Origin of the sequence: Streptomyces sp. AJS327 (genome assembly GCF_013450295.1) — a bacterium.
Classification (GTDB): Bacteria; Actinomycetota; Actinomycetes; order Streptomycetales; family Streptomycetaceae; genus Streptomyces.
This window is the reverse complement of the sequence record NZ_SKBR01000004.1, coordinates 465,001-481,934: the sequence shown is the minus strand read 5'-3', so window position 1 is coordinate 481,934 and position 16,934 is coordinate 465,001. Positions and strand designations below refer to the sequence as shown.

General features: G+C 69.9%; 10 protein-coding genes and 2 rRNA genes (1 of these 12 running past the window's edge). 8 read left to right on the top strand and 4 right to left on the bottom strand.

Annotated features, from left to right (window positions below; genetic code table 11):
* Positions 1–65: 65 nt before the first annotated feature.
* Positions 66–815, bottom strand: coding sequence for an alpha/beta fold hydrolase (locus E0L36_RS23880; RefSeq protein ID WP_180931331.1), 750 nt, complete (start codon positions 813–815; stop codon positions 66–68).
* A gap of 598 nt (positions 816–1,413) precedes the next feature.
* Between E0L36_RS23880 and E0L36_RS23875 the strand changes: the two genes are divergently transcribed.
* Entirely contained in the window at positions 1,414–2,058 is a 645-nt protein-coding gene (locus E0L36_RS23875) for an O-methyltransferase (protein ID WP_180931330.1), read from the top strand.
* A gap of 154 nt (positions 2,059–2,212) precedes the next feature.
* On the opposite strand, the gene E0L36_RS23870 is transcribed toward E0L36_RS23875, so the two are convergent.
* Positions 2,213–3,487 carry a low temperature requirement protein A gene (locus tag E0L36_RS23870; protein WP_258016536.1) on the bottom strand — a complete coding sequence of 425 codons (1,275 nt, stop codon included), beginning with the start codon at positions 3,485–3,487 and terminating at the stop codon, positions 2,213–2,215.
* A 620-nt stretch (positions 3,488–4,107) separates the two neighbouring features.
* Here E0L36_RS23870 and E0L36_RS27190 point away from each other — a divergent pair.
* The 7 genes from E0L36_RS27190 (at position 4,108) to E0L36_RS23840 (ending at position 13,834) form a co-directional block, all read left to right on the top strand.
* Positions 4,108–4,266, top strand: coding sequence for a hypothetical protein (locus tag E0L36_RS27190; protein ID WP_219637008.1), 159 nt, complete (start codon positions 4,108–4,110; stop codon positions 4,264–4,266).
* A gap of 251 nt (positions 4,267–4,517) precedes the next feature.
* The gene (locus E0L36_RS28030) at positions 4,518–6,470 is read left to right on the top strand and encodes a serine/threonine-protein kinase (RefSeq protein ID WP_258016535.1); all 1,953 of its coding nucleotides are present in this window, start codon (positions 4,518–4,520) and stop codon (positions 6,468–6,470) included.
* Between the two features lie 204 nt (positions 6,471–6,674).
* Entirely contained in the window at positions 6,675–7,523 is an 849-nt protein-coding gene (locus E0L36_RS23860; protein ID WP_180931328.1) for a hypothetical protein, read from the top strand.
* Positions 7,513–8,817, top strand: a complete 1,305-nt coding sequence (locus E0L36_RS23855; protein WP_219637007.1) for a hypothetical protein — start codon at positions 7,513–7,515, stop codon at positions 8,815–8,817. Before E0L36_RS23860 ends, E0L36_RS23855 begins: the two co-directional genes overlap by 11 nt.
* 219 nt (positions 8,818–9,036) lie before the next feature.
* Positions 9,037–10,602, top strand: coding sequence for an SCO6880 family protein (locus E0L36_RS23850; protein WP_180931327.1), 1,566 nt, complete (start codon positions 9,037–9,039; stop codon positions 10,600–10,602).
* Positions 10,603–10,894: 292 nt separating this feature from the next.
* Positions 10,895–12,328 carry an ATP-binding protein gene (locus E0L36_RS23845; RefSeq protein ID WP_180931326.1) on the top strand — a complete coding sequence of 478 codons (1,434 nt, stop codon included), beginning with the start codon at positions 10,895–10,897 and terminating at the stop codon, positions 12,326–12,328.
* A 102-nt stretch (positions 12,329–12,430) separates the two neighbouring features.
* On the top strand, positions 12,431–13,834 hold the full coding sequence (locus E0L36_RS23840; protein WP_180931325.1) for a hypothetical protein: 1,404 nt from the start codon (positions 12,431–12,433) through the stop codon (positions 13,832–13,834).
* A gap of 268 nt (positions 13,835–14,102) precedes the next feature.
* On the opposite strand, the gene rrf is transcribed toward E0L36_RS23840, so the two are convergent.
* Positions 14,103–14,219 (bottom strand): 5S ribosomal RNA (rrf, locus tag E0L36_RS23835).
* Positions 14,220–14,359: 140 nt separating this feature from the next.
* Positions 14,360–16,934, bottom strand: a 23S ribosomal RNA gene (locus tag E0L36_RS23830) (it continues 552 nt past the right edge of the window).

Sequence of the window (16,934 nt, the reverse complement as noted above, 5' to 3'; positions counted from 1 at the left end):
GGCCAAGCACCGCTGGTTGGCGGACACATGCCGCGCGCCCGGCGGGGCCGCGCCCGGTCGCCCCCTCAGTTCCCGCTGGAATTCGCTGGGTTGACGGCGCGGAGCTGCCGGGCGAAGCGGCGGACGGCGTCGCTGAAGGCAGCCGGATCGTCGAAGTTCATGAGGTGCCGGGCGCGCGGGATCAGTTCGACGCGAGCCTCCGGATGCGCCCGGGCGAACCGCACCTCGTCCGACCGGAACACGGTGTCCTTCTCGCCGTTCAGGATCAGCACGGGCGCCCGCACCGCGCGCATCGACTCCGCGTCGAAGCGTCCCAGCACCTCTCCCCAGGCCGCGGGCAGGGTGTGGAAGGCGTACCCGGCCCGGATCGTCGCCTCCACCACCTCCCGCGGATAGAGGCGCCGCAGCAGGCGGTCGTTCCAGCGCGTCAGCCGGTCCGCCGGAACCCGGGGCACCAGCCCGGCGATCCACCGGTACGGCGCCACCCGGGCCCCCCGAGTGGCGAAGCTCGCACCCGCCAGCACCAGCCCACGGGTACGTTCCGGACGGCGGCGCGCGAACTCCAGCGTGACGTAGCCACCGAGCGAGTGGCCGACGACCAGGGCCGGTCCGTGCCCGAGGGCGTCCACCGCGTCCGCGATCACGTCCGTCGCGGCCCGCAGGCTCCAGGGCTCGGCCGAACGCTCCCCGTGGCCGGGCAGGTCGATCGCGGTCACCGGGAACTCACCGTCGAGCGCCGCCAGTTGCATGCTCCACTGGCCCGCGCTGAACCGCGTCCCGTGCACGAGGACGATGGGCACCCCGTCCGCCGTCATCAGCTCTCCCCCGCTCGCTCACCGGGTCACGCGCCGTCCACAGCGGACCCTACCCACCCGCGCCGGACCCGCCGGACCCACCCACGGCCGGTGCGTCCGGGCTCCGCCGGGTCACGAACTCCCGCCGCACGCAGGGCAGTCGAGCCCTCGCGGCGCTGGCGGGGCGGCGGGGCCCGCGCCCTAGCCGGCGGGCCGCCCGTGCCGAGCCGCGTCAGGTCGTGCCCGGCCGCGTCAGACGGGCCGTGGGAGGCCGTCCGCGCCGCCTAGCGGGGGAACACCTCGCCGCCAGGGGCGAGTTCCGGCCCTGGCGGGCCTGGGCGTCCCTCGCGGCGCGGCCACCGCCTGTGCCACCATCCGGCGGGCACGGCGGTAGCCGGTCGCCCCGGCCGTCACCCGGGCCACCCGGTCCGCCCCGCGCCACTCTCGCCCGGCGGCCACCCCCGGACGGTCCGCCGTGGCACGCTGCACCGTACGCGCACCGCCGCGCCCGGCCCGGCCCACCCCGCACCGGAGGAACGGCCCCGGGGGCGGGCCGGTTCATCCGCATCCGCACCGCGCCGGACCCGCGAGCCCGGCGCCCATCCGTACCGGAGCACCCATGGACATCGTCAACCCGGACCTCGACGAGTACCTGCTGGCCCACTGCACCCAGCCCGACGACCTGCTGCGCGAACTCGCCGCCGAGACCCAGCGCGAAGTGCCCGGCACCGAGATGCAGATCTCCCACGACGAGGGCGAACTGCTCGCCATGCTCGTCCGGTTGACCGGCGCCCGGTACGCGGTGGAGGTCGGCGTCTTCACCGGGTACTCCTCGCTGTGCGTGGCCCGCGCGCTGCCCACCGGCGGCCGGTTGCTGGCCTGCGACGTCTCCGAGGAGTGGACAACGATCGCCCGCCGCTACTGGGATCGCGCGGGCGTCAGTGACCGGATCGACCTACGGATCGCGCCCGCCGTCGACACCCTCCGCGCGCTCCCCGGGGACCCGGCCATCGACTTCGCCTTCATCGACGCGGACAAGACCGGCTACCCGGACTACTACGAGGAGCTGGTGCCCCGCGTGCGCCCCGGCGGCCTGCTGGTCCTCGACAACGTGCTGCGCCGGGGTGACGTGGTGGACCCGGAGGCGCGGGACGAGTCGGTGACCGCCATCCGCCGGACCAACGACCTGATCGTCGCCGACGAGCGCGTGGAGTCCGTGATGCTGCCGGTACGGGACGGGGTCACGCTGGTCCGCAAGCGCTGAACACGCCGTCCGGCCCCGGCACACCGAGCGGTTCGACTCCGCGTCGCCCTGCCCGCCTCCCCGGGCGGGCAGGGCACCGGCAGGGGTCGGACCGCACGGGCAGCGGAACACGGACCGGACCCACCAGCCGTGAACCGGACGGCGGTTGGCCACCTCACTCGACCAGCGCCTCCGGCTCCCGCGCCTCGGCGCCCTCCAACTGGCCCGGCACCGGCGTCAGTCCGGTCACGGCCACCGCCGCGGCCACCGAGACGGACAGCAACACCCCGGTGACCACCACCGGATCGGGGGCGAAGGTGGCCGCCAGCACGGCCACCGCGCACGCGGGGAAGATCCAGCGCAGCAGCCCGGGCCGCTGGTACGACCGCAACTGGAGGAACTCGACGGACAGTACGTACAGCGCCACCGGGATGGTGACCGCCGCCCCGGCCGCCCTCGGGCCCAACTCGTTCTCCCCCAGCACCTGGTGGGCCGCCACGACGAGACCTGGGCCGACCGCGGCCACCGCGGCGAAGAGGAACAGGTGCCCGTAGCCCCACAGCAGGGAGTGGCTGAGCCGCCGCGATCGCCTGGTCACCAACTCGTGTGCGGGGACGGAGAAGTACTGCCACCACATGGCGAAGACGATCAGCAGCCCGCCGATCACCACTCCGGTCAGGTCACCCAGCCCACCGCCGCCCTGCCAGTCGACCACCGACTGGATGCCCAGCGTCGCCGCCGTGACGCTCTCCCCGAGCACGATGATGGTGAACAGCCCGTACCGCTCACCGATGTGTCCCGGGTGCCAGGGGGTGCGGTGGTACCACTCGGCGAAGAGCGGCACCGCCAGCTCCACACAGGCGAACATCACGAAGCAGCCCAGCCGCCAGCCCTCCGGCACGAACAGCCAGGAGATCCAGCAGACTTCAGCGACCGCGATGCCCAGCGCGTACCGCAGACAGGTCCGCCGTCTCCCGCTCGTCGTCTCCTGCACCGCGGCCCGCAGCCACTGCGAGATCAGCGCCGTGCGCATCACCGCGTACCCCAGGATCGGTACGGTGAAGTCGAGTTCGGTCAGCGCGTGCGGAACCCCGGAGGCGAGGATGAGCACGCCGCTGATCTGCACCAGGGTCGCGACGCGGTAGGGCACGTCGTCCGTGTCGTAGGCGGAGGCGAACCAGGTGAAGTTCATCCACGCCCACCAGATCGCGAAGAAGATCAGCAGGAATCCGACGATGCCGCTCTGGAAGTGCGTCGTGCCGATCGCGTGCTCCAGCCGCGACCCCGCCTGCGCGATCGCCACCACGAAACACAGATCGAAGAAGAGCTCCAGCGGGGTCGCGGCGCGGTGCGCCTCCCGTGGCCGCCGACCCCGCATCGGGCGGTACCAGGCCGCGAACCGCGACGCGTCAACCGGTACCCGACTGTCTCCGGTGCTGCTCCCGCTCATGATCCGATTTCACGGCCTCCCGGCGCGGAGGACGAGCGGTGCCGGGCACACGGGTGAGCCAGCCCCCTCATCAGCCCCCACCGGCCCCACCACGGGCTCTCCGCGCGGCACCGGCCGAGCCCCGCCCGCGCGCCCGACCATCCACACGCTGTGGACAACCGTTCCGTACGCGCCCACCGTCCCGGGCCAGCGGCTCGCCACCAGCGCCGTGGCCGAAGACGCCGGGTGGATCTCAGCCATGTTCAGCCGCCCGCCGTCCTCCGCGATTGTCGGCGCGCGCTCCGGCCACCCCGGGGACGACGCCCCCTCCCGGCCCCGAACGGCGCGCCCCATCGCCCCGTCGGACGCCCCCGCACCCCCCGCGGACCCCGCTCCCGCCCCGGCCACTCCGGGCTCCCGAATGATCAATAAGCGCCCCCCGGGGCCGCGGCACCGCTACCGTGGGCCCCTCGCGTCGCCGAGCCCCCCACGTCCCCCGGACGTCCCCAGCGACCGCCGTACGGACGAACGGGCTCGCGGCTGCCCCCGCGGAACCGGGCACACCGGCGCTCCGCGACCGAGCGAACCAACCGACTCACCGTGTTCGCGCCTCACCGGAGTGCGCGCGAGGGGACTGCACCATGACGGGGCCCACGCTCGTCATCTTCGTCATCGCCCTGTTGATGCTGCTGTACATCCTGTTCGGCGACGCGCACTGGCTCCGGCGGAGAAAGGACCGCGACCACCGGCCCTCCGGGACACCGGCGGAGCCGACCCTCCGGGGCACGGACCGCCACTGACCCTCCGGGGACCGCCAGGGCCCGCCCCCCGAGATCGGCGCCCCCGGGCCCGCCCGGGACGCTGGCCCGCGCGGAACCGGCACGTGTCCGGAACTCCCCTTGTGGACACGGCATCCCTGCGTCCAGGGCCCCGGTGGACGCCCCGTACGCTACTTCGACCGGATGACCCGCTGACATGGCCGGGACAGCGACCGGAAGCTCACCGAAGCCGGTCGGAACGCGGGAGAGAAAAGGGGAGCGGCGTGCAGGCGTTGGCAGCTGAGGATCCACGCGAGATAGCGGGGTACACCCTGCGCGGGCGGCTCGGTGCCGGAGGCATGGGCGTGGTCTACCTCTCCTACACCCCCGGCGGTCAGCCCGTGGCCCTCAAGGTCATCCGCCGCGAGTACGCCGAGGACGTCGAGTTCCGACGCAGGTTCACCCGCGAGGTCAACGCGGCCCGCCGTGTGCAGGGCGCCTACACCACGCCGGTGCTGGACAGCGACACCGAGGGCGCCCAGCCCTGGCTCGCCAGCGCCTACGTCCCCGGCCCGTCCCTCGCGCACGCGGTGCGCACCCACGGCGCGCTGCCGACGGGCACGGTGCTCTCGCTCGTCGCGGGCACGGCCGAGGCGCTCCAGTCCATCCACCGGGCCGACGTCGTCCACCGCGACCTCAAGCCCACCAACATCCTGCTGGCCGCCGACGGGCCCCGCGTCATCGACTTCGGCATCGCCCACGCCACCGACGCGACCGCCCTCACCGGCACCGACGTCCGGCTGGGCACCCCCGCCTACATGGCGCCGGAACAGGTCACCCGACACACCGAGGCCGGTCCCGCGGTGGACGTCTTCGCGCTCGGCCTGATCGCGTACTTCGCGGCCACCGAGGGCCACCCCTTCGGCGAGGGCGCCGGATACGCGCTGCTCTACCGGATCGTCTCGGAGGAGCCCGACCTCTCCGGCTGCCCACCCCAGCTGCACGAGCTGATCAGCCGCTGCCTGGCCAAGGAGGCGGCCGCCCGGCCCACCCCCGCCGAGGTCATCCGCCTCTGCCACGCCAGCGGAGAGGGGGTGTCCCTGGAGCGGACCGACGGCTGGTGGCTGCCCAGCCCGGTCGCCGAGGACGTACGCCGCACCGGCGTGACGGGCGGCGACAGCGCCTCGGGCCCGGCCGGGCCCGAGGCCCAGGACCCCACCCCCACCTCGGCCACCGCCCACCCCGCGAGCCCGCCCGGAACCCAGCCCCCGCCGCCCGGAGTACCGGGGCCCCACCACGGCTTCGGCGCGACCCCACCGTCCGACCCGCACCAGGCGCCCACCTCGACCGCGCCCCTCGGCACACCCCCGCCCGGCACCCCGCCACCGACGGCCACCCCGACCGACGGCACGCCCAACACCCCGGGCACGCCCGGCGGTTCGGCCACCTGGCCCACCGGTACCGGCGGCTCGACACCCACCGCGCACCTCACCGCGCCGGGGACGCCCACGCGACGGCTCACGAACCCGTCCGACACCGCCGCCCCGTCGGGCCCGGGCGGGACCGGCGGCGGGCGGCGCGACGCGTCCGGACAGGGCGGACGCGGACGCGGGCGCGTCCTGATCGCGGTCTCCGCGGCGCTGGCCGCCGTGCTGGCCGGAGGCGGCATGTGGTTCGCCGCCACCCAGTTCCAGGACAACCCGCCAGGGGCCAGCGACCCCGTCGACCGGCCCAAGGAGGAGGACGGCTGGCGGCTCACCGCGGACGACGAGCCCCTGGTCATCAGCGCCCCCACCAAGGAGGGCGACGCCTTCGCCAGTTGCGCCAGCGCCCCCTCCACCTTCGTCGACCTGGAGACCCTCAAGGTGACGACGGAGAGCAACCACGGCAACCACATCGCCGACTCACAGTCACTGGAGTACATGAACTGCGGGAAGGGGGGCTCCGCCCCCGGCAGCGGCTTCAAACTGCTGGACGGCAAGGGGATCATGGGCGAGGTCGACCGGCGGGACGTCACCCCCGGCGAGTGCCGCACCACCGCCCGCTCCGCCAACATCCCCAACCCCGTCTCCATCAAGCAGATCCAGCGCGGCAAGACCCTGACCAAGGACATGGGGCTCTGCGTGGAGACGGCGAGGAAACGCGTGGTGCTGCTCTGGATCGAGCGCGCCGACAAGCACCCCGACAACCACAACCTCCGCACCTACCTGGTCAAGGCCACCCAGTGGGCCCGCAAGGGCTCCTGACGGCCCGGCGGCGGAGCCGACACCGGCGGCCCGACACCGCCCACCGGCCACCCCCGGCCGCCCGGACGGCCCCTCCCCGCCGAGCGCACCGGGGCCCCGCGCGCGGATACGGCGTCAACTCCCTTGCCGTACCGGCTCCGTAGCGCCCCTCGTCCGGCTACCGTCGTGTTTGTACAGTAGACGTGGCGAGGGAGCGCTCCCGGCATGAGCATCGGTGGAGACGAGTACGGCGAGCACGGTCGCCTGGGCGAGACGGGCCCCGGACGCGGCCCCGGAGAGCGCGGCCTCACCACCCGTACCCACCTTCCCGGAGACGAGGGCGGCGGCAGACCGCCCGCCCGCCCCGGCAGGAACCTCATCACCGTCATCGGCGTCGTCGTCCTGCTGATCGCCGCCATCGCCTTCGCCAACAAGGGCGACGGCGGTGACACCGAGGCGGGCGGCGACGACAAGGGCGACGCCCAACCCACCGCCCCGAGCGGGGAGAAGCCCGTCGAGGACAGCGCGAACGGCATCGCCTCCGGCTTCCCCCGCACCGAGCAGGGCGCCCAGAGCGCCGCCGCCAACTTCGCCGTCGCGCTGGTGTCAGACAAGATCGTCCAGCCGGAGGAGCGGCAGCGGATCGTCAGTCAGGTGTTCGTCCCCAGCCGGGTCGACGAGATGCGCACCAAGATGGACAAGGCGTACTCCACCACGTTCCTCGACGGAATGGGGCTGGACGAGGACGGCAAAGCCGCCGCCAAGGGCGCGACCTACGTCTCGCGCACCGCCCCGGTCGGCACCACGGTGGTCACCTACGAGAACCGCTCGGCCAAGGTCGACGTCTGGTGCACGGGCGTGTTCGGCATGGCCGGTGAGGACACCACCAATCCCGTGACGAGCGATTGGTTCACCATGAAACTCGATCTGCGCTGGGCAGACGGAGAATGGAAGGTGCACGGGTTCACGCAGAAGCAGGGACCCGCGCCGGTGAACGGAGACAACAGGGCCTCCACCGCCGACCAGATCGCCGAAGCCGTCCGGAAGTTCGGAGGGTTCACCTATGCGCGCTGACCTCAGGAGCCGCGCCCTCGCGACACTCGCGCCGCTCACCGCCGTGGGTGCCGTCGGAGCCGTCTTCGCCCCCTCCGCGCACGCGGCCCCGGAGGACGACTGCGACCTCATCGTCGGCCCCGCCAAGGACTACTGCGAGAAGGAGGACGACGGCGGGGGCTCCGGTGGAGACGGTGGCGGTGGCGGAGGCGGGGGGAACCCCGCCGACGAGCCGCTCTCGACCCTCGACCCGCTGTCGTCGCTCGCCAAGGGCTGCGCCGAGGCGGCCTCGTGGACCGTCGACAAGCTCTCGGAACTCGTCAACTCCACCACCACCGTGGACTTCACGAACGCCGAGTTCCTCCGCCAGTACGCGGTCGTCTTCGCCGCCTCGTCGATTCTCACGCTGACGCTGTGGCTGCTGGCGGTGGCCAAGCGGGCGATCCGCGGCGTCCCGTTCACCGAGGCGATGACCGAGGCGATCGGTTTCCTCTGGCTGACGGTCATCGCCTCGGCGTTCACCCCGCTGATCCTGTACACCGTGGTCTCCGCGACGGACGCGGTGACCGACGTGGTGGCCTCGGGCACCTCGGACAAGACCGACCAGTTCTTCGGCACCTTCTCCGAGGCGCTGAAGAAGGGCGAGGACATCGGCGGCGGCCCGATCATGCTGATCGTGGTGTCGCTGATCTCGGTACTGGCGGCCGGAGTCCTCTACCTCGAACTGGTCATCCGCGCGGCGCTGCTCTACGTCGGGGCGCTGCTCGGCACGGCCGTCTACGCCGGCCTGGTGGACAAGAACCTGTGGAGTCACGTCCGGCGCTGGGCGGGCATCATGATCGCGGTGATCCTGGTCAAACCGGTCATCGTGATCGTCCTCGGGCTGGCCGGAGCGCTCTCCTCCTCGGACGGGCCGAACGCGTTCTCCGCCATCGTCTCCGGACTGGCCATCATCATCCTGGCGATCTTCGCGAGCGCGATGATCTACCGGTTCGTGCCCGGCTTCGGTGACGACATCGTCAACCAGCGCAACGCCAGCCGGGATCCGGCGTCCCGCTCGGCCGCGGCGATCGTCTCCTCCCCGGCGGCGCTCGTCCGGCAGGGCATCAACACGCACAGTGCCCGCGGCGGCGGAGGCGGCGGGGGCGGCGGTGCCTCGAACACGAACAGCAAACCGGCGAACCCGGTCAGCGGCGGGGTGGCGGCCCACAGCTCCCGTGGCGGCGAGACCCGCCAGCCCCCGGCGCCCCGGGCGCCCACCCCCCCGTCCCGCACCGGTACGCCACGCGGCGACGGGACGAACACCGGCCGCTGACGCCCGAAGCCGCCCGGGACGCCCCCGGGCGGCGGGCCCCGCCGAGGCCCTTCGCACGCGCCCCCGGGGCGATACCCCGCACGCCCCGGGTACGTCCAGCACTCCGGCGCCGCGCCCCGGCGGACCGTATCCTGACGGGGTCCTGGTCTGCGTCCGCGTCCAGTCCGGGCGGGGCCCACCCTCAGTCACATCACGCCGCACCAGGAGGAGTTGACGGTCATGACGACACCGGCACACACCGCCGACGCGCCGCAGGCCGTACCGCAGCGCCGCACCTACCTCATCGGCCGCCCCCGGCCGAACGCGATCGTCGGCAAGAACCGGGAGACCGGTGAGATCGGGCTGATCATCGCCGGAGCCTTCGTCGGCATGATGAGCGGCCTGCTGATCCCGACCCTCTCGCTGCGCATCCCCGCGCTGGTCGGCTTCCCGATGCTGGCGCTCGCCGCCGTCTACGTCCCCTACAAACAGCGCACGTTCTACCGCTGGTACGAGATCAACCGCTCGTACAAGAGGCTCCTCCGGCGCGGCACCACCTACCGTTCCGACGCCAGGGAAGCGGGTACCCGGCTCGACGGCCGCGAGGTGGAGATCGGCCCGCCGCCGGGCGTCGGCCGCACCACCTGGCTCTCCGCCCCCTTCGGGCCGGACGAGATCGCCGTGCTGCTGCACGCCGACCGCCGCACCGTCACCGCCGCGATAGAGATCGAGGGCCCCGGTGTCGGCCTGCGCGACAGCGAGGACCAGGAGGCCCTCGTCGACCGGTACGGCACGCTGCTCAAGCACGTCGCCAACGGCGACGGCTACGTCTCCCGGCTCCAGATGCTCGCCCGCACCCTCCCCGCCGACCCGGACGCGCACGCCAAGGACGTCGAACAGCGCGGGGACGAACGGGCCGACCCCTGGCTGCGGCGCTCCTACGACCAACTCCAGTCCATGGTCTCCACCTCCAGCGAGCAGCACCGCGCCTACCTCGTCGCCTGCATGCGGTACGGCCGTGAACTCGCCAGCGAGGGCGCCACGCTGGCCAAGGCGGCCCGGGACTCCGCAGGCCGCAGGCTCTCCAAGGACGAGGGCCTCGCCATCGTCATGGCCCGCGAACTCACCGACATCTGCGCCCGGTTGGCGGAAGCCGACATCCGGGTGCGGCAGCCCCTCGGCCAGGCGCGACTCGCCTCCCTCGTGCACTCGATGTACGACCCGGACCACCCCATCGACCACATCCAGGCCATGTCCAAGCGGAACGCCTGGCCCGCCGAGCTCGACGCCCGCGAGTCGACCTACCTCCAGGCCAAGACCCGCGAGTCCGCCACCCGCGAGCCCTGGTGCCACTCGACGGCCTGGGTCAAGGAGTGGCCGATGACCCCCGTCGGCGTCAACTTCCTCGCCCCCCTCCTCGTCCACACCCCGGACGTGATCCGCACCGTTGCCGTCACGATGGACCTCGAACCGACCGAGCTGGCCATCGAGCGCATGCTCAGCGAGAAGACCAACGACGAGGCGGAGGCCAGCCGTTCGGCCAAGATGAACCGCACCGTCGACCCCCGGGACGTCGCCGCGCACGGCCGGATCGACCAGCGCGGCGAGGACCTCGCCTCCGGAGCCGCCGGCGTCAACCTGGTCGGCTACATCACCGTCTCCTCCCGCAACCCGGAGGCCCTCGCCCGCGACAAGCGCACCATCCGCGCCTCGGCGGGCAAGAGTTACCTCAAACTGGAGTGGTGCGACCGAGAACACCACCGTGCCTTCGTGAACACCCTGCCCTTCGCGACCGGCATCCGCTGACCCCACACCCGCCGCGCCACCACCGCACGGCCCGGGCGCCACTCCGGACACCCGGGCGCGGACTGACCCACACAGACGCGTGGCTACGCCACCTTTTGTCCCATGGCCGCCCGCGCCGCACTGCCCCACAGTGGTCCCCAGACCGCGAAGCGGCACGGCTCCCACCTCCGTCCCCCGGCCCGCGAAGGCCCAACTCCGGGGAAAGGAACGGGATTCCGACGGTTCGGTGCGCTCGCCGCACCCCACGCCGCATACGCTGGTAGCGCGCCGCACACCAGAGGGAGGAACCGCTGTGGCCGGGCTCGATCCACTGACAGCCATCACCGACGCCTTCACCAGCTTCCTCTTCGGCAAGACCGAGACGACGCGGCTTCCGGTACGCACCTCGACGGGCCAGGCCCAGGCGGTCTACCTGCCCACCGCGGCCCCCGGGCTGGGAGACTCCGGGGTCATCATCGGCCGCGAGGTCTACAGCGGGAAGGGCTACATCTACGACCCCTTCCAGCTCTACGGCCAGCAACTCCCCGCCCCTCACTGGCTGGTGCTCGGCGAGTCCGGCAACGGCAAGTCAGCGCTGGAGAAGACCTACGTCCTGCGCCAACTCCGGTTCCGCGACCGCCAGGTCGTCGTGCTGGACGCCCAGGGCGAGGACGGCGTGGGCGAGTGGAACCTGATCGCCGAGGAACTCGGCGTCACCCCCATCCGGCTCGACCCGACCGCCGCGCTGGACCAGGGCATCCGCCTCAACCCGCTCGACCCGGCCATCACCACCACCGGCCAACTCGCCCTGCTGCGCACCATCATCGAGGTGGCGCTGGGCCACGGCCTGGACGAGCGCTCCGGCTTCGCCCTCAAGGTGGCACACGCCTACGTCAACGCGACCATCGCGGACCGCCAGCCGATACTCACCGACATCGTCGACCAACTCCGCCACCCCAAGCCGGAGTCGGCGGAGGCGATGAATGTCCGGCTGGACGACGTACGGGAGTGGGGACTGGACGTCGCGCTGGTCCTCGACCGTCTCGTCGACGGCGACCTGCGCGGCATGTTCGACGGCCCCACCACGGTCGGCATCGACCTCGACGCGCCCCTCACCGTCTTCGACCTCTCCCACATCGACCGCAACTCGATCGCGATGCCCATCCTGATGGCCATCGTCGGCGTCTGGCTGGAACACACCTGGATCCGCCCGGACCGCAAGAAACGCATCTTCCTCGTCGAAGAGGCATGGCACATCATCAACAGCCCCTTCGTCGCCCAGCTCTTCCAGCGTCTCCTCAAGTTCGGGCGCCGACTCGGCCTCTCCTTCGTCGCCGTCGTCCACCACCTCTCCGACGTGGTGGACGGAGCCGCCGCACGCGAGGCCGCCGCGATCCTGAAGATGGCCTCCACCCGCACCATCTACGCCCAGAAGGCCGACGAGGCGCGAGCCACCGGCCGCGTCCTCGGCCTGCCCCGCTGGGCCGTCGAGATCATCCCCACGCTCTCCCCGGGCATCGCGGTGTGGGACGTCAACGGCAACGTCCAGGTCGTCAAGCACCTCGTCACCGAGGCCGAACGCCCCCTCGTCTTCACCGACCGCGCCATGACGGAGTCCGCTATGGCCGCCGACGAGGCCGCCCTCCAGGCCGCGCTCGAAGTCGACCTGGAGGCGGAGTCCGAGGCCCGCGCCCTCGCGGTCGAACGCGCCCACGGCTCCCCGTCCTCCAACTCCACGGTCGCCTGAGCCCGTCCGCACGGGACGGCTCACCGGTGGAGCCGGGACCCCCGGCTCCACCCTCCGGCCGCCCCGCCCACCCCACAGCCCGAACCCACCGGCGAGAGAACGATGACCGCTGACAAGCGCTCCCCCCAGCCCCCCGCCGGCCCCAACCGACAGGGCGGCAACGGAATCCCGGACGGTCTGCTCGTCGGCGCTCTCGGCCTGCTCTTCGGCCTGACCCTCTTCACCTGGACGGCCACCGGCCTCTCCGGCCTCCTCAGCAAGGGCGCCTGGCCACCCGACGTCACCTTCACCAGCAGTCCCCTGGCCATTCGCGCCCTGATGAGCGAACCCCACGACCTGGCCGCGGCCTGGCCGGACACCCCGCCCGAGGCGCTCTCCGGCTGGGGACTCTTCTGGGGCATCTTCATCAGCCAGCTCCTCGTCCTCATCGTGCTGACGATCTTCACCCTCGGCACCCTCGCCCGGGCCCGCGCCGTACGGGCCGCGCGCCGAGCCGAGAAGCAGAACGCCGCCACCACGGCGGCTCCGCCCGCCGAGCCCGCGCCGTCCCCGGCCGAGCCCGAGCGGACCGCCCCCGCACCCCCACCGCTCGTCAAGGAACCGGCCCCACAGGCCCCCACCGAGCAGGCCCCCGAACCCACACCACCCACACTCACATCCACAGTCGCGGCCGCAGCCACACCACCCTCCGCCCTCCCCTCGGCCACGCAACGACTACGCGAAGCCCCCGGCGCCGCCCTCATCGCCACCGACGACCCCCGCGTCTGGGCCGAAACCAAGGACACCCGCGCCACGTTGGGCCCCATCCACCTCTACGACCCAGGCCACAGCTGCGACGCCTCCGAACGCCTCCGCTGGTCGCCCCTCCACGGCTGCGCTGACCGCACCGTCGCCGCGGGACGAGCCGCCGCCCTGCTCGAACCCCTCCGCTCCCCCCGGCCCATAGACGCCACCACCCACTCGGCCGCGGAAACCCTCCTCCGCTGCTGGCTCCACGCCGCGGCTCTCGACGACCGGCCGATCCGGGAACTCCAGCGCTGGCTGCTCTCCCTCTCCCCCGGCGCCTCCGGCGTCCGCCCCGGCAACGCCTGGGCCCGAACCACCGGCAAGTCCAGCGCCTCTGACGCGGTCCGGATCCTCCGCACCCACCCCCGAGCGGCGTCGGGCACCGCAGGAGAGCTGGAGGCCACCCTCACCGGCCACCCACGCCTCCGCCAGGACGCCACCGCCCTGATCCGCCGCGCCCTCACCCCACTCGAACAACTCCACGTACGAGACGCCTGCACAGCCACCCGAGCCGATCGCATCGCCCTGGACTCGTTCATCAACGAAACCGGGACGCTGTACGTCGTCGGAAACGACCCCGCGCTGCTGCCCTTCCTCAACGCCCTCGCGCAGAGCGTGGACGAGCAGGGCCGTCAGAGCGTCACACAGTCCCCCGGCGGACACATCGATCCGCCCCTCACCACCATTCTCGAACTCCCCCTCACCTCCCCCCAGCAGTAGCCAGCCAGACAAACCCCGCAACCCCACCAGCAACCGCATACCGAACCGGAAAACCCGTCCACAAAGGCCCCTCCCCTCCCCGGCCCCAACACCTCCCCGGCCCCACCCAGAACGACAAGTACCCAACGCGAAAAAGGGCAGCGGCCCTCACGGGGACACCCCCATGAAAACCACTACCCTCCAAAACAAAAAACAACGGCGCCACAAACGCGAAGAGGCCCTGGAACCAGTGCTCTCACACCGGCCTCCAGGGCCTCAACCACACAAAGTTCGGCGGTGACCTACTCTCCCACGAGGTCCCCCTCGCAGTACCATCGGCGCTGGCAGGCTTAGCTTCCGGGTTCGGAATGTAACCGGGCGTTCCCCCACCGCTATAACCACCGAAACACACCCACACCAACAACCCACCCCCCACAAACAAGGGCATGAGCCACATCGGCATGGAAAACACGCAACACACTCTTCAAAAATAAACAAAGAAGAATAGTCGTTGTCTCAGAAACCACACAGTGAACGCGAGCACCTACGGACAAGCCCTCGGCCTATTAGTACCGGTCAACTCCACCCATTACTAGGCTTCCATATCCGGCCTATCAACCCCGTCATCTCCAGGGAGCCTTAACCCCACAAAGGGGGTGGGAGTCCTCATCTCGAAGCAGGCTTCCCGCTTAGATGCTTTCAGCGGTTATCCCTCCCGAACGTAGCCAACCAGCCATGCCCTTGGCAGAACAACTGGCACACCAGAGGTTCGTCCGTCCCGGTCCTCTCGTACTAGGGACAGCCCTTCTCAAGACTCCTCCGCGCGCAGCGGATAGGGACCGAACTGTCTCACGACGTTCTAAACCCAGCTCGCGTACCGCTTTAATGGGCGAACAGCCCAACCCTTGGGACCGACTCCAGCCCCAGGATGCGACGAGCCGACATCGAGGTGCCAAACCATCCCGTCGATACGGACTCTTGGGGAAGATCAGCCTGTTATCCCCGGGGTACCTTTTATCCGTTGAGCGACGGCGCTTCCACAAGCCACCGCCGGATCACTAGTCCCGACTTTCGTCCCTGCTCGACCCGTCAGTCTCACAGTCAAGCTCCCTTGTGCACTTACACTCACCACCTGATGACCAACCAGGCTGAGGGAACCTTTGGGCGCCTCCGTTACCCTTTAGGAGGCAACCGCCCCAGTTAAACTACCCACCAGACACTGTCCCTGATCCGGATCACGGACCCAGGTTCAGGCATCCAGCACGACCAGAGTGGTATTTCAACAACGACTCCACCAACGCTGGCGCGTCAATATCACAGTCTCCCACCTATCCTACACAAGCCGAACCGAACACCAATATCAAGCTATAGTAAAGGTCCCGGGGTCTTTCCGTCCTGCTGCGCGAAACGAGCATCTTTACTCGTAGTGCAATTTCACCGGGCCTATGGTTGAGACAGCCGAGAAGTCGTTACGCCATTCGTGCAGGTCGGAACTTACCCGACAAGGAATTTCGCTACCTTAGGATGGTTATAGTTACCACCGCCGTTTACTGGCGCTTAAGTTCCCAGCCCCGCCACCCCCAAAAGAGCAGCTCACCGGTCCCCTTAACGTTCCAGCACCGGGCAGGCGTCAGTCCGTATACATCGCCTTACGGCTTCGCACGGACCTGTGTTTTTAATAAACAGTCGCTTCTCGCTGGTCTCTGCGGCCACACCCAGCTCACACCGAAAAGGTGATCACCAAACATGGCCCCCCTTCTCCCGAAGTTACGGGGGCATTTTGCCGAGTTCCTTAACCATAGTTCACCCGAACGCCTCGGTATTCTCTACCAGACCACCTGAGTCGGTTTCGGGTACGGGCCGCCACACACCTCGCTAGAGGCTTTTCTCGACAGCACAGGATCATCCACTTCACCACAATCGGCTCGGCATCAGGTCTCACCCCTATAACGGTGCACGGATTTCCCTGCACACCGGGCTACACCCTTACCCCGGGACAACCACCGCCCGGGCTGGACTACCTCACTGCGTCACCCCATCACTCACCTACTACAGACTTGGACCGTCGGATCCACCCTCAAGCCTCCGAAGAGAACAAGAAGACTTCACGGACTTAGCATCACCTGATTCAATGCTTGACGGTGCATAGCGGGTACCGGAATATCAACCGGTTCTCCATCGACTACGCCTGTCGGCCTCGCCTTAGGTCCCGACTTACCCTGGGCAGATCAGCTTGACCCAGGAACCCTTAGTCAATCGGCGCACACGTTTCTCACGCATGTATCGCTACTCATGCCTGCATTCTCACTCGCATACCATCCACGGCTCGCTCACACGACCGCTTCACCCGGCACACGACGCTCCCCTACCCACCCACACACCCGTTAAGGCACACATGTGAGTGACACGACTTCGGCGGTGTACTTGAGCCCCGCTACATTATCGGCGCAGAATCACTTGACCAGTGAGCTATTACGCACTCTTTCAAGGATGGCTGCTTCTAAGCCAACCTCCTGGTTGTCCCTGCGACTCCACATCCTTTCCCACTTAGCACACGCTTAGGGGCCTTAGTCGATGCTCTGGGCTGTTTCCCTCTCGACCATGGAGCTTATCCCCCACAGTCTCACTGCCGCGCTCTCACTTACCGGCATTCGGAGTTTGGCTAAGGTCAGTAACCCGGTAAGGCCCATCGCCTACCCAGTGCTCTACCTCCGGCAAGAAACACACGACGCTGCACCTAAATGCATTTCGGGGAGAACCAGCTATCACGAAGTTTGATTGGCCTTTCACCCCTAACCACAGGTCATCCCCCAGGTTTTCAACCCTGGTGGGTTCGGGCCTCCACACGGTCTTACCCGCGCTTCACCCTGCCCATGGCTAGATCACTCCGCTTCGGGTCTAGGACACACTACTCAACGCCCTTATCGGACTCGCTTTCGCTACGGCTCCCCCACACGGGTTAACCTCGCAACATGCCGCAAACTCGCAGGCTCATTCTTCAAAAGGCACGCAGTCACGACCACCAGTGCAAAAACACCAGCAGCGACGCTCCCACGGCTTGTAGGCACACGGTTTCAGGTACTCTTTCACTCCGCTCCCGCGGTACTTTTCACCATTCCCT

Coding starts and splice junctions, on each gene's coding strand:
- E0L36_RS23880 (WP_180931331.1), bottom strand. CDS start 815: ATGACGGCGGACGGGGTGCCCATCGTCCTCGTGCACGGGACGCGGTTC.
- E0L36_RS23875 (WP_180931330.1), top strand. CDS start 1,414: ATGGACATCGTCAACCCGGACCTCGACGAGTACCTGCTGGCCCACTGC.
- E0L36_RS23870 (WP_258016536.1), bottom strand. CDS start 3,487: ATGAGCGGGAGCAGCACCGGAGACAGTCGGGTACCGGTTGACGCGTCG.
- E0L36_RS27190 (WP_219637008.1), top strand. CDS start 4,108: ATGACGGGGCCCACGCTCGTCATCTTCGTCATCGCCCTGTTGATGCTG.
- E0L36_RS23860 (WP_180931328.1), top strand. CDS start 6,675: ATGAGCATCGGTGGAGACGAGTACGGCGAGCACGGTCGCCTGGGCGAG.
- E0L36_RS23855 (WP_219637007.1), top strand. CDS start 7,513: ATGCGCGCTGACCTCAGGAGCCGCGCCCTCGCGACACTCGCGCCGCTC.
- E0L36_RS23850 (WP_180931327.1), top strand. CDS start 9,037: ATGACGACACCGGCACACACCGCCGACGCGCCGCAGGCCGTACCGCAG.
- E0L36_RS23840 (WP_180931325.1), top strand. CDS start 12,431: ATGACCGCTGACAAGCGCTCCCCCCAGCCCCCCGCCGGCCCCAACCGA.